Below are 19,190 nucleotides of genomic sequence, written 5' to 3'. Positions count from 1 at the left end.
GAGCTTAGTTGCCTGGTTCGATACAAAAAATGCGATGCTTGAACATAGTTTGTTTCTGAAAGCGGGCAAATCATGGATCGTCTACAAGCAATGCGGGTGTTCGTCACGGTGGTGGACCTGGGCAGCCAATCGGCCGCCGCCGATCACCTGGACCTGTCACGGCCGGTGGTTTCACGCTATCTGGCGGAGCTGGAAGATTGGGTCGGCGCGCGCCTGATGCACCGCACCACGCGCAAATTGAGCCTGACCGCCGCCGGCAGTGAGATCCTGCCTCGCTGTCGGCAGATGCTCGATTTGTCCACCGACATGCAGGCCGCGGTCAGCGAACCGGACGACGCACCGCGAGGCCTGCTGCGGATCAGCGTCAGCACCTCGTTCGGTCAGGCGCAACTAGCGGACGCCATGGCGGCCTACGTCAAACGTTACCCCGGCGTCAGCATCGATATGCAAATGCTCGACCGCACAGTGAACCTGGTGGATGAACGCATCGACCTGGCCATTCGCACCAGCAATGACCTGGACCCGAACCTGATCGCCCGGCGGCTGACGGTCTGCCGTTCAGTGATCTGCGCCTCCCCCGCTTACCTGCGCGAGCACCCCACGCCGCAACGGGTCGAGGACCTGAGCCGACATAACTGCCTGACCCACTCCTACTTCGGCAAAAGCCTCTGGCATTTCGAGCAGGACGGCGAGCCCGTCTCGGTGCCGGTGCAGGGCAACATCAGCGCCAACGAAGCCAGCACGTTATTGCGCGCGACGATGGCCGGGGCCGGCGTGGCGATGCTGCCCAGCTATCAGGCGGGTGTGCATATCCACAGCGGCGAATTGATCCGCCTGCTGCCCCAGGCCGAACCGCGGCAGATGAACATCTATGCGGTGTATGCCTCACGCAAACACATGCCGGCGGCGTTGCGCAGCATGCTGGATTTTCTGGTGCTCAGATTTCCGGAAGAACCTGCGTGGGATGTCGGCCTGTAACCGGAACAAAATGTGGGAGCGGGCTTGCTCGCGAAAACGGTGGATCAGGCAACATCATTGTTGAATGTCACACCGCATTCGCGAGCAAGCCCGCTCCCACATGGGGTCATCATTGTTCTGAATATCGCGCCAACCGCAAAACCGGACTTGCTGGCAACTCACCGGCGCTGACCTATGCTCAAAACAGTACCGAAAGGTATTCGTTCAGAGGTCAACGCCATGAACATCAAAACAAAAAGATACCTCGCCATTTTCATCACTTGCACAGCGACACTAGCGCTGTATGGCGCGGCAGCCTGGCGTGTCGAACAGTTGCGAAAAGTGCCCCATGACCATGCGAGCTGCTACTTCGAGCGCTGCATTCCCCACAACGCGACCCTTAACGCCCTCCGGTAACGAACACACCTGTGGCTAGAGGGCTTTTGTGGCGAGGGAGCTTGCTCCCGCTGGGTCGCGAAGCGGCCCCCCTTATCCCCAAAAAGAGGGGGACTGCTTCGCAGTCCAACGGGAGCAAGCTCCCTCGCCACAGGATTCAGGCCTCGTTGTCCTGATCGGCCTTCAAGCGGTCGCGAAAAGCCTTGGGAGATATCCCCACGCGACGCCTGAACAGACGTGTGAAGTTGGTCGGATCGGAAAACCCCAACACGTCGGACATTTCATAAATGGTCATGCTGGTGTAGGTCAGCAAGCGCTTGGCCTCCAGCAATTGACGCTCATGCATGATCTGCAACGCCGGTTGCCCCGCCAGCTCACGGCATGTGCCGTTGAGATGGGACACGGAAATCCCCAGCCGATGAGCCAGGTCCTCGACCTTGACGTGCTGGCGATAGGTTTCTTCCACCAGCTGAATAAAGCCGTTGAGATATTCCCGAGCCCGCTGCGGACGCTGAGTGGCGGTTTGGCGCTGAATCACCTGACGGCTGATCCACACCATGATCACGCTGACCAGCGAATGCATGAGCATTTCGCGCGCCGGTTGATGGCCGGTGTATTCGCTTTGTAGCGCTGAAAACAAGCTGTTGAGGTACTCGCTGTCCTTGCCCGCCGGGTAGCTTTCGGCCTGTGCCAGAGCGTTCACCGAATTGCCCAGTTGTGCTTGCAAGTGGGCGATCAGCGGCGCGGCCAGCGTGACGACGAACCCTTCGACGTCCTCGGAAAACCGATAACCATGCACCGATAACGGCGGCAGAATCAGGATGGCCGGCTCGGTCAATTGTGAGCGTTTGCCTTCGATCTCAAGCTCTGCCTGACCTTTGAAGACGAAGAGCAACTGACACAAATCGGCATGGCGGTGGGGTTTGATTTCCCATTGATGTTCGCGGCTGCGTTTGGAAATGGTTTCACAGTGCAACAAGTCAGGGGTCGGCCAGTCCAGGCTTTCACCATAAAGTTTGAACACCGGAATCGATGGCAGGTCAGGCTTGTTCATCACTTCAATCCAGGCCTCGAGGGTAACGGGGCGATAATCGCACCGATTGGCAGAATGTACAGGTATCGGCTCAGTTTTCCCCTTCAATTGACAGACTCGCAAGTGAAAAATGCAAGTACTCGATCCATAAAAATCATTCACCGGCCTTGGTCGCGTGGAGCTTGCGAGTCATAAAAACAATGAAAACACTGAAAACCCAAGTCGCGATCATCGGTGCCGGCCCCTCTGGCTTGCTACTCGGCCAATTGCTGCATAACGCCGGCATCGACACCCTGATCCTCGAACGCCAGACCCCGGACTACGTGCTCGGACGCATCCGCGCCGGTGTCCTCGAACAAGGCATGGTAGAGCTGTTGCGTCAGGCCGGGGTGGGTCAGCGCATGGACGCCGAAGGGCTGGTCCATGCAGGCTTCGAACTGGCCCTCGACGGGCGCCGGGTACACATCGACTTGCAGGCGCTGACTGGCGGCAAAACCGTAACGATCTATGGCCAGACCGAGGTCACCCGCGACCTGATGGCCGCCCGTCGGGACGCCGGTGCGCAGACAATTTATCAAGCCAGTAATCTCGTCCCCCACGGCATGAAAACCGCTGAACCCTTTGTCACCTTCGACAAGGACGGCGAAACGTATCGACTCGATTGTGATTACATCGCCGGTTGCGATGGTTTCCATGGCGTGGCGCGGCAGTCGATTCCTACGGACTGCCTGAAAGTGTTCGAGCGGGTTTATCCGTTCGGCTGGCTGGGGATTCTCGCCGACACGCCGCCGGTGCATGAAGAGTTGGTCTACGCGCGGCATGAACGGGGTTTTGCGCTGTGCAGCATGCGTTCGCCGACACGTACCCGTTACTACCTCCAGGTTCCGGCTCAGGACAAAGTCGAGGACTGGTCCGATCAGCGCTTCTGGGATGAGCTCAAATCCCGTCTGCCGACCGCCCTCGCCGCCTCTCTGGTGACCGGTCCGTCGATTGAAAAAAGCATCGCGCCACTGCGCAGTTTCGTGGTCGAGCCAATGCAGTACGGGCGGATGTTCCTGGTCGGCGACGCCGCGCACATTGTTCCGCCCACCGGCGCCAAGGGTTTGAACCTGGCGGCCAGCGACGTCAGTACGTTGTTTAATATTCTGCTGAAGGTTTACCGCGAAGGGCGTGTGGATTTGCTGGAGAAGTATTCCGAGGTCTGCTTGCGTCGGGTGTGGAAAGCCGAGCGGTTTTCCTGGTGGATGACCTCAATGTTGCATCGCTTCGACGAGCACGATGCGTTCAGCCAGCGCATCAGCGAATCGGAGCTGGCCTATTTCGTGGACTCCGAGGCGGGCCGAAAAACCATTGCAGAAAACTATGTCGGTCTTCCATACGAGGCTATCGAATAGCCTGCTATCGACTTACACTGGCGAGCATTCCGACTCGCCTTGCCACTGCGGGTCCATCACTGCCCGCAGGTTTACCCGTGACCAATCTCAACCAGCCTGAAACGCCCAAACCGGCTATTCGCAGCGTGTTGATCGCCCTGATGCTGGCGATCTTTCTGGGCGCGCTGGATCAGACCATCGTCGCCGTGTCGATGCCGGCCATTTCCGCGCAATTCAAGGACGTCAGCCTGCTGGCCTGGGTGATTTCCGGATACATGGTGGCGATGACCGTGGCGGTGCCGATTTACGGCAAACTCGGCGATCTGTATGGCCGCCGCAAGTTGATGCTGTTCGGCATGGGGATGTTCACCCTTGCGTCGTTGTTCTGCGGCATGGCGCAAAGCATGGAGCAACTGGTGCTGGCGCGGATCCTTCAGGGCATCGGCGCCGGCGGGATGATTTCGGTGAGTCAGGCAATCATCGGCGACATCGTTCCACCTCGCGAACGCGGTCGCTATCAGGGTTACTTCAGCAGCATGTACGCAGTGGCCAGCGTGGCCGGCCCGGTTCTCGGTGGCTACATGACCGAATACCTGTCCTGGCGCTGGGTATTTCTGATCAACCTGCCATTGGGCCTGGGCGCCTGGCTGGTGGCCCACCGCACGCTGGTGGGGCTGCCGGTGCCACAGCGCAAGCCGATCATCGACTACGTCGGCACCTTGTTGATGATCATCGGCCTGACGGCGTTACTGCTGGGCATTACTCAGGTTGGCCAGGGCTATTCGTGGCGCAGCACCGAAGTGTCGGGTTTGCTCGGTTGTGCGGTGGTGGTGCTGGCCGTCTTCGTCTGGCATGAACGGCGGGCGCGGGAACCGTTGCTGCCGATGCACTTGTTCGCCAACCGCAGTGCGATTCTTTGCTGGTGCACGATTTTCTTCACCAGTTTCCAGGCGATTTCCTTGATCGTGCTGATGCCGCTGCGCTTCCAGAGCATCACTGGCGCCGGGGCCGACAGCGCCGCGCTGCACCTGTTGCCGCTGGCCATGGGTTTGCCGATAGGCGCGTACTTCGCCGGACGCCAGACCTCGGTGACCGGTCGTTACAAACCGATGATTCTCACCGGCGCCCTGCTCATGCCGTTCTCGATCCTGGGCATGGCACTCAGTGCGCCTCAGGCGTTTGTGCTGAGCAGCCTGTTCATGTTGCTCAGCGGCATCGCCAGCGGCATGCAGTTCCCGACATCGTTGGTGGGTACGCAAAACTCGGTGGAGCAACGGGACATCGGCGTCGCCACCAGCACCACCAATCTGTTCCGTTCCCTGGGTGGTGCAATGGGTGTGGCGTTGATGTCGGCGCTGCTGCTGGCGTTGTTGCAGGATTCAAGTTTCGCTCACTTGGCCGGCTCGTCGTTAATGGCCGAAGGGAGTTCGGGGAATGTCTTGCTCGATGGTTTGAACGCCGCACCGGGGGACGCACAAAACGCCTTGCGCGCTGAGCTGTTGCTGACCTTCCGGCATTTGCTGATGGTCAGCGCGGCGGTGTCGCTGCTGGGGCTGGCGGCGGCGATTGCCATGCCGAACAGAGTGCTGCGGGGGCGGGAGGACACGGCGCGATAGGAAGACCGAGGCGCCTGCAATCGCGAGCAGGCTCGCTCCCACATTAGATCTCGGCCGTATGCAACATCTGTGACCAATGGAGATTTACTGTGGGAGCGAGCCTGCTCGCGATTGCGGTCTTTCCGTCACCTTGAATCAAGGGCTGTAATACCCTACCGCCACCAGAAAGTGCCCGACCTTTTTCAGGTAGGCATGCTTGTCTTCCACTTTGCCGGTTACCGGGTTTTTCCAGCGGTACTCGTATTCACCGTCATCCTGTTTGGCCATCAGCGCCAGAATCGGCTCGCCCACCGGTTTGCCTTCCGGGTCTTTGATCTTGCTGAAATCGGTGTTAATCAGTCGCAGATTGGTGCCATGGGCCACATAACGCTGGGTATCCAGGTCGACGACAAACACGTACAGGTCATCCTGCAAGTAACCGCCCTTGAGGGAGTTGATCGCTGTGAGCGTGCCCTTTTCGTTTTTGGCCAGATCGACCGCTGCTTTATCGAGCAACGCTTGTGCCTGTTGCGGCGAGGCCCGTGGCAGGTAGTAACCGACCGCCAGAATCCGCTGGCCGATGCGCTGATAGAACACATGCTTGCGTTCAACCTTACCGTCAGCCCAGTTCTGCCAGCGGTATTCGGCTTGCTGAATGCCGTTGCCCTCCGGCACTTTCAAGGCGTCCTTGAAGGCTTTCTGCACATCAGGCCCAAGCACCTCGGACACATCACGACCGATCAACGCCGAAGATGGCCCGCCGCTGGCGAGCATCACGCCCTTGGTGTCGACCACGAAGACATAGCGATCCTTGTCGACAAAGTCGCCCTGACGGCTGAAGGCCGCGAAAGCCTTGTCACCCTGCTCGTGGTAATAGGCCAGGGCTTTTTCCAGCAAGGCTTTGGCAGCCTGGCTGTCAGCGTTTTCCGTCGTGGCGGCGTGAATCGGACCCAGGCACAGCAAAAGCAATCCGCCCAGCCAGGCTAGCTTGTGAAGAACCCCCATTGCGCATTCCCCATTCTTATTAGTGTTTCAAGAGCGTAGACGGCTTGGGGCTATGTATGAATATTCAGGAAACGGTGGGGAGGTTTGTGCTTTGAAGGGCATATGTGGCGAGGGAGCTTGCTCCCGCTGGGTGGCGCAGCCGCCCCCAACCCATTCACCACAATTCTTCAGGTAATCCGCGGTGCCTGATTTGCGACTGCTACGCAGCCGAGCGGGAGCAAGCTCCCTCGCCACAAAAGCCCCACTCCCCAGGCCCCATCACTGCATCGAGCTATTGAGGCCGGGCGCGCAGCTGTTGCTGCAGATTCTGAATCTGCGCCTGCAGGGTGTTGATGTTGCGGGTGACCTGGCCGCGGAAGGCGTCGAACTCAGCAGTGTTGGTGCCACCTTGTGCGGCGGCCGGGCGGTTGTCCTGCTGGCTTTTGAGCACGATCATGTCTTGCTCCAGGCGCTCGATGGCGGCGCTCGGGTTGTTTTGTTTCTTCAGCGCGACAATGTCAGCACCCAGGCTTTTGAGTTGGGCGTCGAACTTGCTGGTATCGTCCGGCGCGTTCTTCAATGCCGCCAGTTCGCCGCTCAAGGCTTTGACCTGGGCCTGCAACTGAGCATTGGCGGTTTGTTGTTCGGTGGCTTGCGCGGTCATTTGCGCCAGGCGCTTGTCCAGATCGGAGGTCTGGCCGAGTACGCCTTGCTGCTGTTTGCTCTGATCCTGAAGCTTGCTTTCCAGCTGCTTGCTCTGATCCTGGAGTTTGCCTTCAAGCTGTTTGATTTGCAGCTTTAACGCTTCACTGCCGGTGTTGACGTTGGACTGGCTGGCCACGACCTTGCCGGAAATGTCCTGCAGGCGCCCCGCCGCTTCCTCACTGATGCGCGCGAAACTTTCCTGGGTCGCCACCAGTTGCTGTTCCATCAGCGAGATCTGCTGAAAACTCCACCAGGCAAGGCCGGCGAAGGCAAAGAACAACGCGCCGACCAATGCCCACAGAGGGCCAGTGCTCGGGCCTTTGACCTTCACCACCGGCGTGGTGCGCGAATGCACGGAAGTGCGAGCGGTGGTCGGAAAATCATCGTCATCGAGGCTGTCGGCGCGCAGGCTCGGGACATCGTCGAAGTCGTCGTTGGCATCGTTACGCATGGGCATTAGGGTCAACCTTTGTGGAACGCGGTGATGGCTTGATGCGGCGAAGTATAACCCCCGCTGCCGCACCGGTTGACCCTGAACCCAGAACTCGGTTCAGTAAGGGGTCACCCTTGTGTGTCAGCGAATGTCCTGAGCCTTCCACCAGCCGCAGAATTCATCGAGGGCGGTCCAGAGGCTGACTTTCGGATCGTAGTCCAGATAATGCCGTGCGCGGCTGATGTCCAGGGTGAAGTTTTTGTTCATGACCTGCATGCCCAGCCGCGACAGCGTCGGCTCGGGCCGACCTGGCCACAGCTTGCACACGCCCTCGTTGAGCGCGGCAAGGCTGTAGGCCAAACCGTAGGAACGATAGCGGGTAACCTGTGGGACATCCATTTGGCGCATCACGTAATTGACCACATCCCACAACGGCACCGGCGCTCCGTTGCTGATGTTGTAAGCCTTGCCCAAGGCCGAACCGCTGGCCAGCAAGCTGCTGAGCAACGCTTCATTGAGGTTTTGCACGCTGGTGAAATCGACCTTGTTCAGGCCATTGCCGATAATCGCCAGCCGCCCTTTGCGCTGCATCTTCAGCAATCTGGGGAAAATACTCATGTCGCCGGCGCCCGTCACGAAACGCGGGCGCAGGGCCAGGGTTTCGAGGCCGAATTCCTGCGCCCCAAAGACTTTTTGCTCAGCCAGATATTTGGTCGCGGCGTAGGGATGCTTGAAGCGCTTGGGCACCTGTTCTTCAGTCAACCCCAGATGATCGCGGCCATCGAAGTAGATCGACGGCGAGGACAAGTGCACCAGACGCCGCACCCGCTGTTTCAGACAGGCCTCGACCACATTCTCGGTGACTTCGACGTTGCCTTGATAAAAGTCCTGATACCGCCCCCACAACCCCACTGCACCGGCGCAATGCACCACGGCTTCGACGTCTGAACACAGATCGCGCGCCAGTTGCGGGTCGCTCAAGTCGCCCTGAATGAACTCGGCGCCACGGCGCACCAGATGCTCGACGCTCTCGGCCCGGCGACCGTTGACCCGCACGTCCAGGCCCTGCTCCAGGGCAAAACGCGCAAAGCGTCCGCCAATGAAGCCGCTTGCGCCGGTGACCAGAATCTTCATGAATTGCTCCGAATATTTCGTTTTGCGTTTTGCGTTTTGCGTATTGCGTATTGCGTAGGGCGTGAGGTCTTGACGCTACCCGTCAGTCCAACGGCACCAGCCATTGTTTCGATGAGCGCACCAATTGATCGGTGAGTAACCCCAAAAGCTGACCGCCATTGCGCCAATGATGCCAGTACAGCGGCACATCGATCGGCTTATCTGGCAAAAGCTCCTGCAATTGGCCGCGCTCAAGTTGCTCGCGCACCTGCAATTCAGGCACCAGGCCCCAGCCAAGCCCTGCTTCCGTGAGACGAAGAAACCCTTCGGACGATGGGCATAAATGGTGTTCGAAACCGCCATCCACACCGAGGGATGCGAGGTAGCGATGCTGTAGGAAATCATCCGGGCCAAACACCAGGGCCGGGGTTTTGGCTAACTGATCGGCGCGCACACCATCGGGAAAATGCCGGGCAATGAACGCAGGGCTCGCCATCGCACGGTAGCGCATCGCCCCCAACAGAACGCTGCGCGCACCGGCCACCGGCCGCTCACTGGCACAGACACACCCCGCCACTTCGCCTGCGCGCATGCGTTTGAGGCCGACGGTCTGGTCTTCTACCACCAAGTCGAGCAGCAGATGTTGTTCCGCACAAAAGTCCCCCACCGCCTCAGCCCACCAAGTCGCAAGGCTGTCTGCATTCAGCGCGATACGCAGGCGTTCCGGCAGGCCTTCTTCGTCCAGCGCCGGGACCAACGTTTGTAGATCGCGCTCAAGCAATCGCACCTGCTGCACATGGTTGAGCAATCGCCGGCCAATCTCCGTCGGCGCCGGAGGTGTGACCCGCACCAGCACCGGTTGGCCGACCCGTGCCTCCAGCAGTTTGATCCGCTGGGAGATGGCCGATTGGGACAAACCCAGCACCTGCGCAGCGCGTTCGAATCCGGCCTGCTCGATTACGGCGGCGAGCGCGGAAAGTAATTTGTAGTCGAACATCAGTTTTCCTAATGGGCGATCAGGACTATTGGTTTTTCTTATACAGCGTTCATCCGGAGAATGGCCAGCAAGAACTCTTGAACAAGGATCACCGACATGGCTGGCGAAACGTCATTGGCAACCCTGCTGCGCAGCATGAGCCCGCAACTCAACGATGGCGAATACGTGTTCTGCACGTTGCGCGACGGCAAGCTGCCCGCCGGCCTTGAGATTGTCGGCAGCTTTCGCGAACGGGAAGGCCTGACGGTGATTCTGGAACGTTCCCACGCCCAAAAGGCCGGTTTCAGCTTCGACTATGTCGCCGCCTGGATCACCTTGAACGTGCACTCGGCCCTTGAAGCCGTCGGCCTGACCGCCGCATTCGCCACGGCGCTGGGCCAGGCCGGCATCAGTTGCAACGTGATCGCCGGGTATTACCACGACCATTTGTTCGTCGGCCAGGCCGATGCTGAACGCGCCCTGCAGGTACTGCGGGATCTGGCGACCAACGCGGAGTAAAACGTATGTGGCAAAGCTATGTGAACGGCCTGTTGGTGGCCGCGGGTCTGATCATGGCGATCGGCACCCAGAATGCGTTTGTGTTGGCGCAGAGCCTTCGGCGCGAACATCACCTGCCGGTGGCGGCGCTTTGCGTGACCTGCGATGCGCTACTGGTGGCTGCCGGGGTATTCGGCCTGGCGACGGTGCTGGCGCAAAACCCGACTCTGTTGGCCATCGCTCGTTGGGGTGGCGCGGCGTTTTTACTGTGGTACGGCAGCCTGGCGCTGCGTCGGGCCTGCTCGAAACAAAGCCTGCAACAGGGCGAGAATCAGACAGTACGCTCGCTACGAGCGGTGCTGCTCAGTGCGTTGGCGGTGACGCTGCTCAATCCACACGTCTATCTGGACACTGTATTGTTGATCGGTTCCCTCGGCGCCCAACAAACCGAGCCCGGCGCTTATGTGGTGGGCGCGGCCAGTGCGTCATTGTTGTGGTTTTTCACTTTGGCCCTTGGCGCGGCATGGCTGGCACCGTGGCTGGCACGGCCAAGCACCTGGCGAATCCTCGACCTGTTGGTCGCCGTCATGATGTTCACCGTAGCGTTCCAGTTAATCATCGCTTCATGATTTATTCCAAAAGGCTCTGGAACCTCTATTCCACACAGTTGTTGCGTGGTTATGCCGCACCCCCGGTGCTATGATCCGATCCCTGCGCCGCAAAGAGTACAAACTCCCCGGCGCATGTCTGGCCGCCCGTGATCGGCCTTGCGCTCACCGCAACTGACCTGATTAGGAGAATCATCATGGCTTTCGAATTGCCGCCGCTGCCTTACGCACACGATGCCCTGCAGCCGCACATTTCAGAGGAAACTCTGCAGTACCACCACGACAAGCACCACAACACCTATGTCGTGAACCTGAACAACCTGGTGCCAGGCACCGAGTTCGAAGGCAAGACCCTGGAAGAAATCGTCAAGACTTCCTCGGGCGGTATCTTCAACAACGCCGCTCAGGTCTGGAACCACACTTTCTACTGGAACTGCCTGGCGCCAAACGCCGGCGGTCAACCAACCGGCGCGCTGGCTGATGCCATCAACGCAGCGTTCGGTTCGTTCGACAAGTTCAAGGAAGAGTTCAGCAAAACTTCCATCGGCACCTTCGGTTCCGGTTGGGGCTGGCTGGTGAAAAAGGCTGACGGTTCCCTGGCCCTGGCCAGCACCATCGGCGCCGGCAACCCGCTGACCAGCGGCGACACCCCGCTGCTGACCTGCGACGTCTGGGAACACGCTTACTACATCGACTACCGCAACCTTCGTCCGAAGTACGTCGAAGCGTTCTGGAACCTGGTCAACTGGAAATTCGTGGCTGAGCAGTTCGAAGGCAAAACCTTCACCGCTTAAGCTTCGCGCCAGTCAAGAAACCCGGCTTTTGCCGGGTTTTTTTATGGGCTGTGGGAAAGCTCGGGAACCTGGATTGCCTGACAAGAAAGCGGCGCCTGCCAAGCCGCCTTCGCGAGCAAGCCCGCTCCACAGGGGTACATCGTCGTTTACAGATTCGGTTTACGACACAAATCCTGTGGGAGCGGGCTTGCTCGCGAAGAACGATAACGCGCTCTATACCGGATCGACGTTATCCAGCGCCCGGTTCACCGCCAACTCCGCCACCATGATGATCTGCTGAATCGCCAACGCTATATGGCGCTGCGGACCGATCAAATTGTTGGCGAAATCGCTGGCCAGGACACTCGCTGAGGCCAATGATTCACAGGCGTGGGCCAGCAGGCTTTCGGTGTCGGCACCCGGGGCGACCATGAACATCGTGCTGGGGCGACGGGTTTTTTCGGTGTATTGCGTCGGGGGATCGAGGTAGTAGTCGAGGGCGCGTTTTATGGCTTCGCGATCCTTGAGTAATTCTTCGGTACGCGAAGCTTCGGCGTTGGGTGTGGTGGTATTGAAGGGTGGGTCGGGGATTAATTTGTCCATTGAAAAATTTCTCCAGCGTTGGAGCCTCCACTTGCCGCTTCTCACACGGAAAGAGGTGGCAGCTATGTGCGAGGTGAGAAGACCGGTTATGGACACCCGGCCGGACCGAAGTCCGCCCGCACACAGCCGCCATAACGCATTTGCAGGCAGCTAATAAACTGGCGGCGATTATGCGTGTACAGACACTGGATGACCATAAGTTGCCGGGCTTCTCACACCCGATCGCTGAGTTTTCAGCGACAGCCAAAGGTTAGGGAATCCGCTTCCCACCCGGCAACCTGAAAAATGCGTGGGAAAGATCTGCGTTCTGACAAGTCGGTTAAACAGCCCATGCCAGACGCCGGTCTCTGTAGGAGGGAACATTCCCACAACGCGAGTGGCATTCGCCCTCTTGCCCCCACCTCACAGCCGTCTAACATCAACCACAAGGAAAAATTGTCCCGTTCCCCTCAAGTTGAGGGCCTCAACAACCGACACAGTGCTAATAGGGCAAATACTCCAAACAGCAACATATCGGCCAAGCTACCGGCAAAATCCCCTGGGTTGGAATGTCCCTTTGACTGACATCACGGGATTGCCAATACTCATGGCAACTTGACGCTACCCGCACGGAACAAGGAATAACCCTTTGAAGCTGGAACTCAAGAACAGCTTGTCGGTGAAGTTGCTCCGGGTCGTGCTCCTGTCGGCATTGATCGTCGGCGTAGTCTTGAGCTGCGCGCAGATCGTTTTCGATGCCTATAAAACACGTCAGGCCGTAGCCAGCGATGCCCAGCGCATCCTCGACATGTTCCGCGACCCCTCGACCCAGGCCGTCTACAGCCTGGACCGGGAAATGGGCATGCAGGTGATCGAAGGCCTGTTTCAGGACGATGCCGTGCGCATGGCCTCCATCGGCCATCCTAACGAAGCCATGCTTGCGCAAAAAACCCGTGAACTGCAGCACTCCAACAGCCGCTGGCTGACTGACCTGATCCTCGGCAACGAACGCACCTTCACCACCCAACTGGTGGGCCGCGGGCCCTACAGCGAGTACTACGGCGACCTGAGCATTACCCTCGACACGGCCACCTACGGCAAGGGCTTCATTGTCAGCTCGGTGATCATCTTCATCTCTGGTGTATTGCGCGCCATGGCCATGGCCCTGGTGCTGTATCTGGTCTATCACTGGTTGCTGACCAAACCGCTATCGCGGATTATCGAGCACCTGACCGAAATCAACCCGGACCGGCCCAGCGCCCACAAGATTCCGCAGCTCAAGGGTCATGAGAGAAACGAGTTGGGCGTGTGGATCAACACTGCCAACCAGTTGCTCGAATCCATCGAGCGCAACACTCACCTGCGCCACGAAGCGGAAAACAGCCTGCTGCGCATGGCCCAGTACGACTTCCTCACCGGATTGCCTAACCGCCAGCAATTGCAGCAACAACTGGACAAAATCCTCGTCGATGCCGGCAAATTGCAGCGTCGGGTCGCGGTGCTGTGTGTCGGGCTCGATGACTTCAAAGGCATCAACGAACAGTTCAGCTATCAGACCGGCGACCAGTTACTGCTGGCCCTGGCCGATCGCCTGCGGGCTCATAGCGGTCGCCTCGGCGCGCTCGCCCGTTTGGGTGGCGACCAGTTTGCACTGGTCCAGGCCGACATCGAACAACCCTATGAAGCGGCCGAACTGGCCCAAAGCATTCTTGATGATCTGGAAGCGGCGTTCGCCCTCGATCATCAGGAAATCCGCCTGCGCGCCACCATCGGCATCACCCTGTTCCCCGAGGACGGTGACAGCACCGAGAAGTTGCTGCAAAAAGCCGAGCAGACCATGACCCTGGCCAAGACTCGCTCGCGCAATCGCTATCAGTTCTATATCGCCAGCGTCGACACAGAAATGCGTCGGCGCCGAGAGTTGGAAAAAGACCTGCGCGATGCCTTGATCCGCGACCAGTTCTACCTCGTTTATCAACCGCAGATCAGCTACCGCGATCATAGCGTGGTGGGCGTCGAGGCGTTGATTCGCTGGCAGCATCCCGAACACGGCCTGGTACCGCCGGACCTGTTTATCCCGCTGGCCGAGCAGAACGGCACCATCATCGCCATCGGCGAATGGGTGCTGGATCAGGCCTGCAAACAATTGCGCGAATGGCACGATCAGGGTTTCGACCTGCGCATGGCGGTGAACCTGTCCACTGTGCAATTGCACCACGCCGAGTTGCCGCGGGTGGTCAATAACCTGCTGCAGATGTACCGCCTGCCACCGCGCAGCCTGGAGCTGGAAGTCACCGAAACCGGCCTGATGGAAGACATCAGCACCGCCGCCCAGCACTTGTTGAGCCTGCGTCGCTCCGGCGCGCTGATCGCCATCGACGACTTCGGCACCGGCTATTCATCTCTGAGCTATTTGAAAAGCCTGCCGCTGGACAAGATCAAGATCGACAAGAGCTTCGTTCAGGACCTGCTCGATGACGACGACGATGCGACCATCGTTCGCGCCATCATCCAGTTGGGCAAGAGCCTGGGCATGCAGGTGATCGCCGAAGGCGTGGAAACCGCCGAGCAAGAGGCCTACATCATCTCCGAAGGCTGCCACGAAGGTCAGGGCTATCACTACAGCAAACCGCTGCCGGCCCGGGAGTTGAGCGCCTACCTCAAACAGGCGCAGCGCAGTAACGCGGCAATCCTAAACAGCCTTTGAAGTAGCTGGCACAGCCCTGTGGCGAGGGAGCTTGCTCCCGCTCGGCTGCGCAGCAGTCGCAATCAGGTTGACGCGATACTTCTGACAGAACCGGGTTGCAGAATTTGGGACAGCTTCGCCGTCCAGCGGGAGCAAGCTCCCTCGCCACAGGGCTGTGCCAGCTGCTATAGCTCATGTTCCTGGCATTCAGCCGCGCGAATAAGAAATATTTACAAGCACAACCCTTTACACATAATGCGAAAGATTTGCATTATGTCGCAGTTTTGCGCGCCCTCCACGCGCGTCCATTAATCACCGAAGCAGGATGTTCGCCATGATTCGTATGCCTCTGGCCACCGCCAGTCTGCTGGCCATCGCTATTTCCCTCGCCGGTTGCGGCGAAGGCAAAGACAAGGCTGCCGCTCCACAAGCGCCGACCCCGGCCGCCAGCACCGCTGCCCCGGCTGCGCCTCCTGCTACCGGTAAAGTCGATGAAGCCGCCGCCAAGGCTGTGGTCGCGCACTACGCCGACATCGTCTTCGCCGTTTATAGCGATGCCGAATCCACCGCGAAAACCCTGCAAACCGCCGTCGACGCATTCCTCGCCAAGCCGAACGCCGACACCCTGAAAGCCGCCAAGGCTGCCTGGGTCGCGGCCCGCGTGCCTTACCTGCAGAGCGAAGTGTTCCGCTTCGGCAACACCATCATCGACGACTGGGAAGGTCAGGTGAACGCCTGGCCACTGGACGAAGGCCTGATCGACTACGTCGACAAATCCTACGAACACGCACTGGGTAACCCTGGCGCCACCGCCAACATCATCGCCAACACTAAAGTTCAGGTCGGCGAAGACAAGGTCGATGTGAAAGACATCACCCCGGAAAAACTCGCCAGTCTGAACGAGCTGGGCGGTTCCGAGGCCAACGTTGCCACCGGCTACCACGCCATCGAATTCCTGCTCTGGGGCCAGGATCTGAACGGCACCGGCCCTGGCGCCGGCAACCGTCCGGCTACCGACTACCTGCAAGGCAAAGGCGCTACCGGCGGTCACAACGATCGTCGTCGCGCTTACCTGAAATCCGTGACCCAACTGTTGGTCAACGACCTGCAAGAAATGGTCGGTAACTGGAAGCCGAACGTGGCCGACAACTACCGCGCCACCCTGGAAGCAGAACCGGCTGAAACCGGCCTGCGCAAAATGCTGTTCGGCATGGGCAGCCTGTCCTTGGGCGAACTGGCGGGCGAGCGCATGAAGGTTTCCCTGGAAGCCAACTCCCCGGAAGACGAACAGGATTGCTTCAGCGACAACACCCACAACTCGCACTTCTACGACGCCAAAGGCGTGCGTAACGTGTACCTGGGCGAATACACCCGCGTCGATGGCACCAAAATGACCGGCGCCAGCCTGTCGTCGCTGGTCGCCAAAGCCGACCCTGCTGCCGATACCGCGCTGAAAGCCGACTTGGCCGCCACCGAAGCCAAGCTTCAGGTCATGGTCGATCACGCCAACAAGGGTGAGCACTACGACCAACTGATCGCTGCTGGCAACACCGCTGGCAACCAGATCGTGCGCGACGCCATCGCTTCGCTGGTCAAGCAGACCGGTTCGATCGAAGCGGCCGCCGGCAAACTGGGCATCAGCGACCTGAACCCGGACAACGCTGATCACGAGTTCTGATCAACGCTGGCTGAGTAAAAAAGGCGACTTTCGGGTCGCCTTTTTCATGTCTGTTTTTGGGTGATGCTGACGGCCTCATCGCGGGCAAGCCACGCTCCCACAGGTTCAGTGCAAAACCCTGTGGGAGCGTGGCTTGCCCGCGATGGCCGCGATGCGGTCTGACGTCAAACCCTGCCCCACATCAACCAAACGATAATTCCTCTTATTCAAACTCCCCTGCCCTGTTAGACTTTGCGCCCTTGTTTTGCTCCTCTTGCAGGATATCCGATGCCCTCGCTGCCTCTTCGCTTGTCCGCTCTGTTGCTGGCCCTGGGCCTGAGTGCCTGCGATGACGCCCCGCGTTTTACCCAGGCCGAACCCGGTGAAGCCCGCTCCGGCGGCAGTGCGACGGTGCGCAAGACCGATCAAAACGCATTCTCCCTGCCGTCCGCCAATCTGCCACCGTCACGGCGCGTCGATTTCAGTGTCGGCAACAGTTTCTTTCGCAGCCCTTGGGTGATTGCCCCATCGACCACCACCGCCCGCGATGGCCTTGGCCCGTTGTTCAACACCAATGCCTGCCAGAACTGCCACATCAAGGACGGGCGCGGTCACCCGCCCGCGCCCGATGCGCCGAATGCGGTGTCGATGCTGGTGCGTCTGTCGATCCCTGATGCGCCGGCCTACGCCAAAGTCATCGAACAACTGGGTGTGGTTCCGGAGCCTGTCTATGGCGGGCAGTTCCAGGACATGTCGGTGCCCGGCGTCGTCCCGGAAGGCAAGGTGCGCGTCGATTACACGTCGGTCCCGGTGCGTTTCAAGGACGGCAGCGAAATCGAGTTGCGCAAGCCGACCCTGCAGGTCACCCAACTCGGCTACGGCCCGATGCATCCCGATACGCGTTTCTCGGCGCGCATCGCACCGCCAATGATTGGCCTAGGCTTGCTTGAAGCGATCCCCGACGAGGCCATTCTGGCTAACGCCGAGGCTCAGTCCCGGGAGAAGAACGGCATCGCCGGACGACCGAACCGGGTCTGGGACGACGCGCAGCAGAAAACCGTCCTCGGGCGATTTGGCTGGAAGGCCGGGCAACCGAACCTCAATCAACAAAACGTTCACGCGTTCTCTGGTGATATGGGCCTCACGACCAGCCTGAGAACCGTTGATGACTGCACCGACGCGCAAACCGCTTGCAAGCAGGCGCCCAACGGCAATGGCCCGGATGGCTCGCGGGAAGTCAGCGACAACATTCTGCGGCTGGTGCTGTTCTACAGCCGTAACCTCGCGGTGCCGGCCCGTCGCGATGTCGGCGCGCCGCAAGTGCTGGCCGGTAAGAATCTGTTTTTCCAGGCAGGGTGCCAGTCCTGCCATACCCCGAAATACACCACCGCCGCCAACGCTGCGGAACCTGAATTGGCCAATCAAGTGATTCGCCCTTACAGCGACCTGCTGCTGCATGACATGGGCGACGGCTTGGCCGATAACCGCAGCGAATTCCAGGCCAGCGGCCGCGACTGGCGCACTCCGCCGTTGTGGGGCATCGGCCTGACGCAGGCGGTCAGCGGCCACACCCAGTTTTTGCATGACGGCCGCGCCCGTAACGTGCTCGAAGCCGTGCTCTGGCATGGCGGCGAGGCAAAAGCGGCGCAGCAACAGGTTTTATCTTTCAATGCCGAGCAGCGTGCGGCGTTGCTGGCGTTTTTGAATTCCCTTTAATACGTTTTCCTTCAGCGGGAGCCCGACATGTTCCGTCCCAAATTGTTGTTCACCAGCCTTGCCGCCCTCGCCCTGGGCGCCTGTTCGCCCCAGGACCCGCAAGCGGTCACGTCGGCGGCCATCGCCAAGCAAGTCATCCTGCCGACCTACAGCCGCTGGGTCGAAGCCGACCGGCAACTGGCGGTCAGCGCCCTGGCCTTCTGCCAAGGCAAGGAAAACCTCGAAACCGCCCGCGCCGACTTCCTGCACGCGCAGAAAGCCTGGGCCGAGTTGCAACCGCTGCTGATCGGGCCGTTGGCCGAAGGCAACCGTTCGTGGCAGGTGCAGTTCTGGCCGGACAAGAAAAACCTCGTGGGCCGTCAGGTCGAGCAACTGGTCACCGCGCAACCGCAGATCGATGCCGCCGCCCTGGCCAAGTCCAGCGTTGTGGTGCAAGGCCTCTCTGCCTACGAATACATCCTGTTCGACAGCAAAGTCGACATGGCCGACACCGCGCAGAAAGCCAAATATTGCCCGCTGCTGGCCGCCATTGGCGAACGCCAGAAGCAACTGGCTGAAGAGATCCTGTCGCGCTGGAACACCAACGACGGCATGCTCGCGCAGATGAGCAAATTCCCGAACCAGCGTTATGCCGATTCCCACGAAGCAATCGCCGATCTGCTGCGCGTGCAAGTGACGGCGCTGGACACCCTGAAGAAAAAACTCGGCACGCCGATGGGCCGTCAGAGCAAAGGCACGCCCCAGCCGTTCCAGGCCGATGCCTGGCGCAGCCAATCCTCGCTGAAAAGCCTGGAAGCGAGCCTGAGCGCGGCGCAAACCGTCTGGGTCGGTGTCGACAACAAAGGCCTGCGCGGTCTGTTGCCGAGCGAGCAGAAACCCTTGGCTGACAAGATCGACGCGGCCTACGCAGCGTCCCTGAAACTGCTCGCCAGCAACCAGCGCTCACTGACCGACATGCTCACTGACGATGCCGGGCGCCAACAGCTCAACGCGATCTACGACAGCCTCAACGTTGTCCATCGCCTGCACGAAGGCGAGCTGGCCAAGGCGCTGGGCATCCAACTGGGCTTCAACGCCAACGACGGTGACTGATGAGGGCAAGTGC

The 19,190-nt window shown here is 59.7% G+C and carries 16 protein-coding genes; 10 read left to right on the top strand and 6 right to left on the bottom strand.

The features are described 5' to 3' along the window. Positions 1 to 72 precede the first annotated feature (72 nt). Positions 73 to 978 carry a LysR family transcriptional regulator gene (locus AB4O41_RS23305; protein WP_460144849.1) on the top strand — a complete coding sequence of 302 codons (906 nt, stop codon included), beginning with the start codon at positions 73 to 75 and terminating at the stop codon, positions 976 to 978. 532 nt (positions 979 to 1,510) lie between these two features. Here the strand turns inward: AB4O41_RS23305 and AB4O41_RS23300 are convergent. Then, a complete protein-coding gene (locus AB4O41_RS23300; protein WP_401174156.1) occupies positions 1,511 to 2,407 on the bottom strand; it encodes a helix-turn-helix domain-containing protein in 897 nt (298 codons plus the stop codon). Positions 2,408 to 2,595: 188 nt separating this feature from the next. Between AB4O41_RS23300 and pobA the strand changes: the two genes are divergently transcribed. Both pobA and AB4O41_RS23290 read left to right on the top strand, forming a co-directional pair. Beyond that, a complete protein-coding gene (pobA, locus tag AB4O41_RS23295; protein WP_460148410.1) occupies positions 2,596 to 3,780 on the top strand; it encodes a 4-hydroxybenzoate 3-monooxygenase in 1,185 nt (394 codons plus the stop codon). A 77-nt stretch (positions 3,781 to 3,857) separates the two neighbouring features. Further along, complete coding sequence (locus AB4O41_RS23290) at positions 3,858 to 5,375, top strand: MDR family MFS transporter (RefSeq protein WP_460144848.1); 1,518 nt, start codon at positions 3,858 to 3,860, stop codon at positions 5,373 to 5,375. A 135-nt stretch (positions 5,376 to 5,510) separates the two neighbouring features. Here the strand turns inward: AB4O41_RS23290 and AB4O41_RS23285 are convergent, their stop codons facing one another. From AB4O41_RS23285 to AB4O41_RS23270, 4 genes are all read right to left on the bottom strand, one after another. Continuing rightward, positions 5,511 to 6,359 (bottom strand): cache domain-containing protein, encoded by an 849-nt coding sequence (locus AB4O41_RS23285; RefSeq protein WP_460144847.1) that lies wholly within the window; start codon positions 6,357 to 6,359, stop codon positions 5,511 to 5,513. Positions 6,360 to 6,630: 271 nt separating this feature from the next. Then, positions 6,631 to 7,500, bottom strand: a complete 870-nt coding sequence (locus tag AB4O41_RS23280) for an ATPase (RefSeq protein WP_460144846.1) — start codon at positions 7,498 to 7,500, stop codon at positions 6,631 to 6,633. Between the two features lie 117 nt (positions 7,501 to 7,617). Beyond that, positions 7,618 to 8,610 carry an NAD-dependent epimerase/dehydratase family protein gene (locus AB4O41_RS23275; RefSeq protein WP_460144845.1) on the bottom strand — a complete coding sequence of 331 codons (993 nt, stop codon included), beginning with the start codon at positions 8,608 to 8,610 and terminating at the stop codon, positions 7,618 to 7,620. Between the two features lie 82 nt (positions 8,611 to 8,692). Next, complete coding sequence (locus tag AB4O41_RS23270) at positions 8,693 to 9,586, bottom strand: LysR family transcriptional regulator ArgP (RefSeq protein ID WP_048395587.1); 894 nt, start codon at positions 9,584 to 9,586, stop codon at positions 8,693 to 8,695. Positions 9,587 to 9,682: 96 nt separating this feature from the next. On the opposite strand from AB4O41_RS23270, the gene AB4O41_RS23265 reads away from it, so the two are divergent. The 3 genes from AB4O41_RS23265 (at position 9,683) to AB4O41_RS23255 (ending at position 11,465) form a co-directional block, all read left to right on the top strand. Beyond that, positions 9,683 to 10,084 carry an ACT domain-containing protein gene (locus AB4O41_RS23265; RefSeq protein ID WP_460144844.1) on the top strand — a complete coding sequence of 134 codons (402 nt, stop codon included), beginning with the start codon at positions 9,683 to 9,685 and terminating at the stop codon, positions 10,082 to 10,084. A 5-nt stretch (positions 10,085 to 10,089) separates the two neighbouring features. Next, positions 10,090 to 10,692, top strand: a complete 603-nt coding sequence (locus AB4O41_RS23260) for a LysE/ArgO family amino acid transporter (protein ID WP_038981898.1) — start codon at positions 10,090 to 10,092, stop codon at positions 10,690 to 10,692. 176 nt (positions 10,693 to 10,868) lie between these two features. Then, positions 10,869 to 11,465 carry a superoxide dismutase gene (locus AB4O41_RS23255; protein ID WP_007898423.1) on the top strand — a complete coding sequence of 199 codons (597 nt, stop codon included), beginning with the start codon at positions 10,869 to 10,871 and terminating at the stop codon, positions 11,463 to 11,465. A 213-nt stretch (positions 11,466 to 11,678) separates the two neighbouring features. On the opposite strand, the gene AB4O41_RS23250 is transcribed toward AB4O41_RS23255, so the two are convergent. After that, positions 11,679 to 12,047: a DUF6124 family protein gene (locus AB4O41_RS23250; RefSeq protein ID WP_460144843.1), complete on the bottom strand. Its 369-nt coding sequence runs from the start codon at positions 12,045 to 12,047 to the stop codon at positions 11,679 to 11,681. A 628-nt stretch (positions 12,048 to 12,675) separates the two neighbouring features. Here AB4O41_RS23250 and AB4O41_RS23245 point away from each other — a divergent pair. The 4 genes from AB4O41_RS23245 (at position 12,676) to AB4O41_RS23230 (ending at position 19,177) form a co-directional block, all read left to right on the top strand. Then, positions 12,676 to 14,733: a putative bifunctional diguanylate cyclase/phosphodiesterase gene (locus AB4O41_RS23245; protein ID WP_460144842.1), complete on the top strand. Its 2,058-nt coding sequence runs from the start codon at positions 12,676 to 12,678 to the stop codon at positions 14,731 to 14,733. 313 nt (positions 14,734 to 15,046) lie between these two features. Further along, positions 15,047 to 16,390 (top strand): imelysin family protein, encoded by a 1,344-nt coding sequence (locus tag AB4O41_RS23240; RefSeq protein WP_460144841.1) that lies wholly within the window; start codon positions 15,047 to 15,049, stop codon positions 16,388 to 16,390. Between the two features lie 267 nt (positions 16,391 to 16,657). After that, a complete protein-coding gene (locus AB4O41_RS23235; RefSeq protein WP_460144840.1) occupies positions 16,658 to 18,085 on the top strand; it encodes a di-heme oxidoreductase family protein in 1,428 nt (475 codons plus the stop codon). A gap of 27 nt (positions 18,086 to 18,112) precedes the next feature. After that, positions 18,113 to 19,177, top strand: a complete 1,065-nt coding sequence (locus AB4O41_RS23230; protein WP_460144839.1) for an imelysin family protein — start codon at positions 18,113 to 18,115, stop codon at positions 19,175 to 19,177. Positions 19,178 to 19,190 lie beyond the last annotated feature (13 nt).

The organism is Pseudomonas sp. S2_A02 (genome assembly GCF_054668495.1).
Note: the sequence above shows the minus strand (reverse complement) of the source record. Positions and strands in the feature narration are given on the sequence as shown.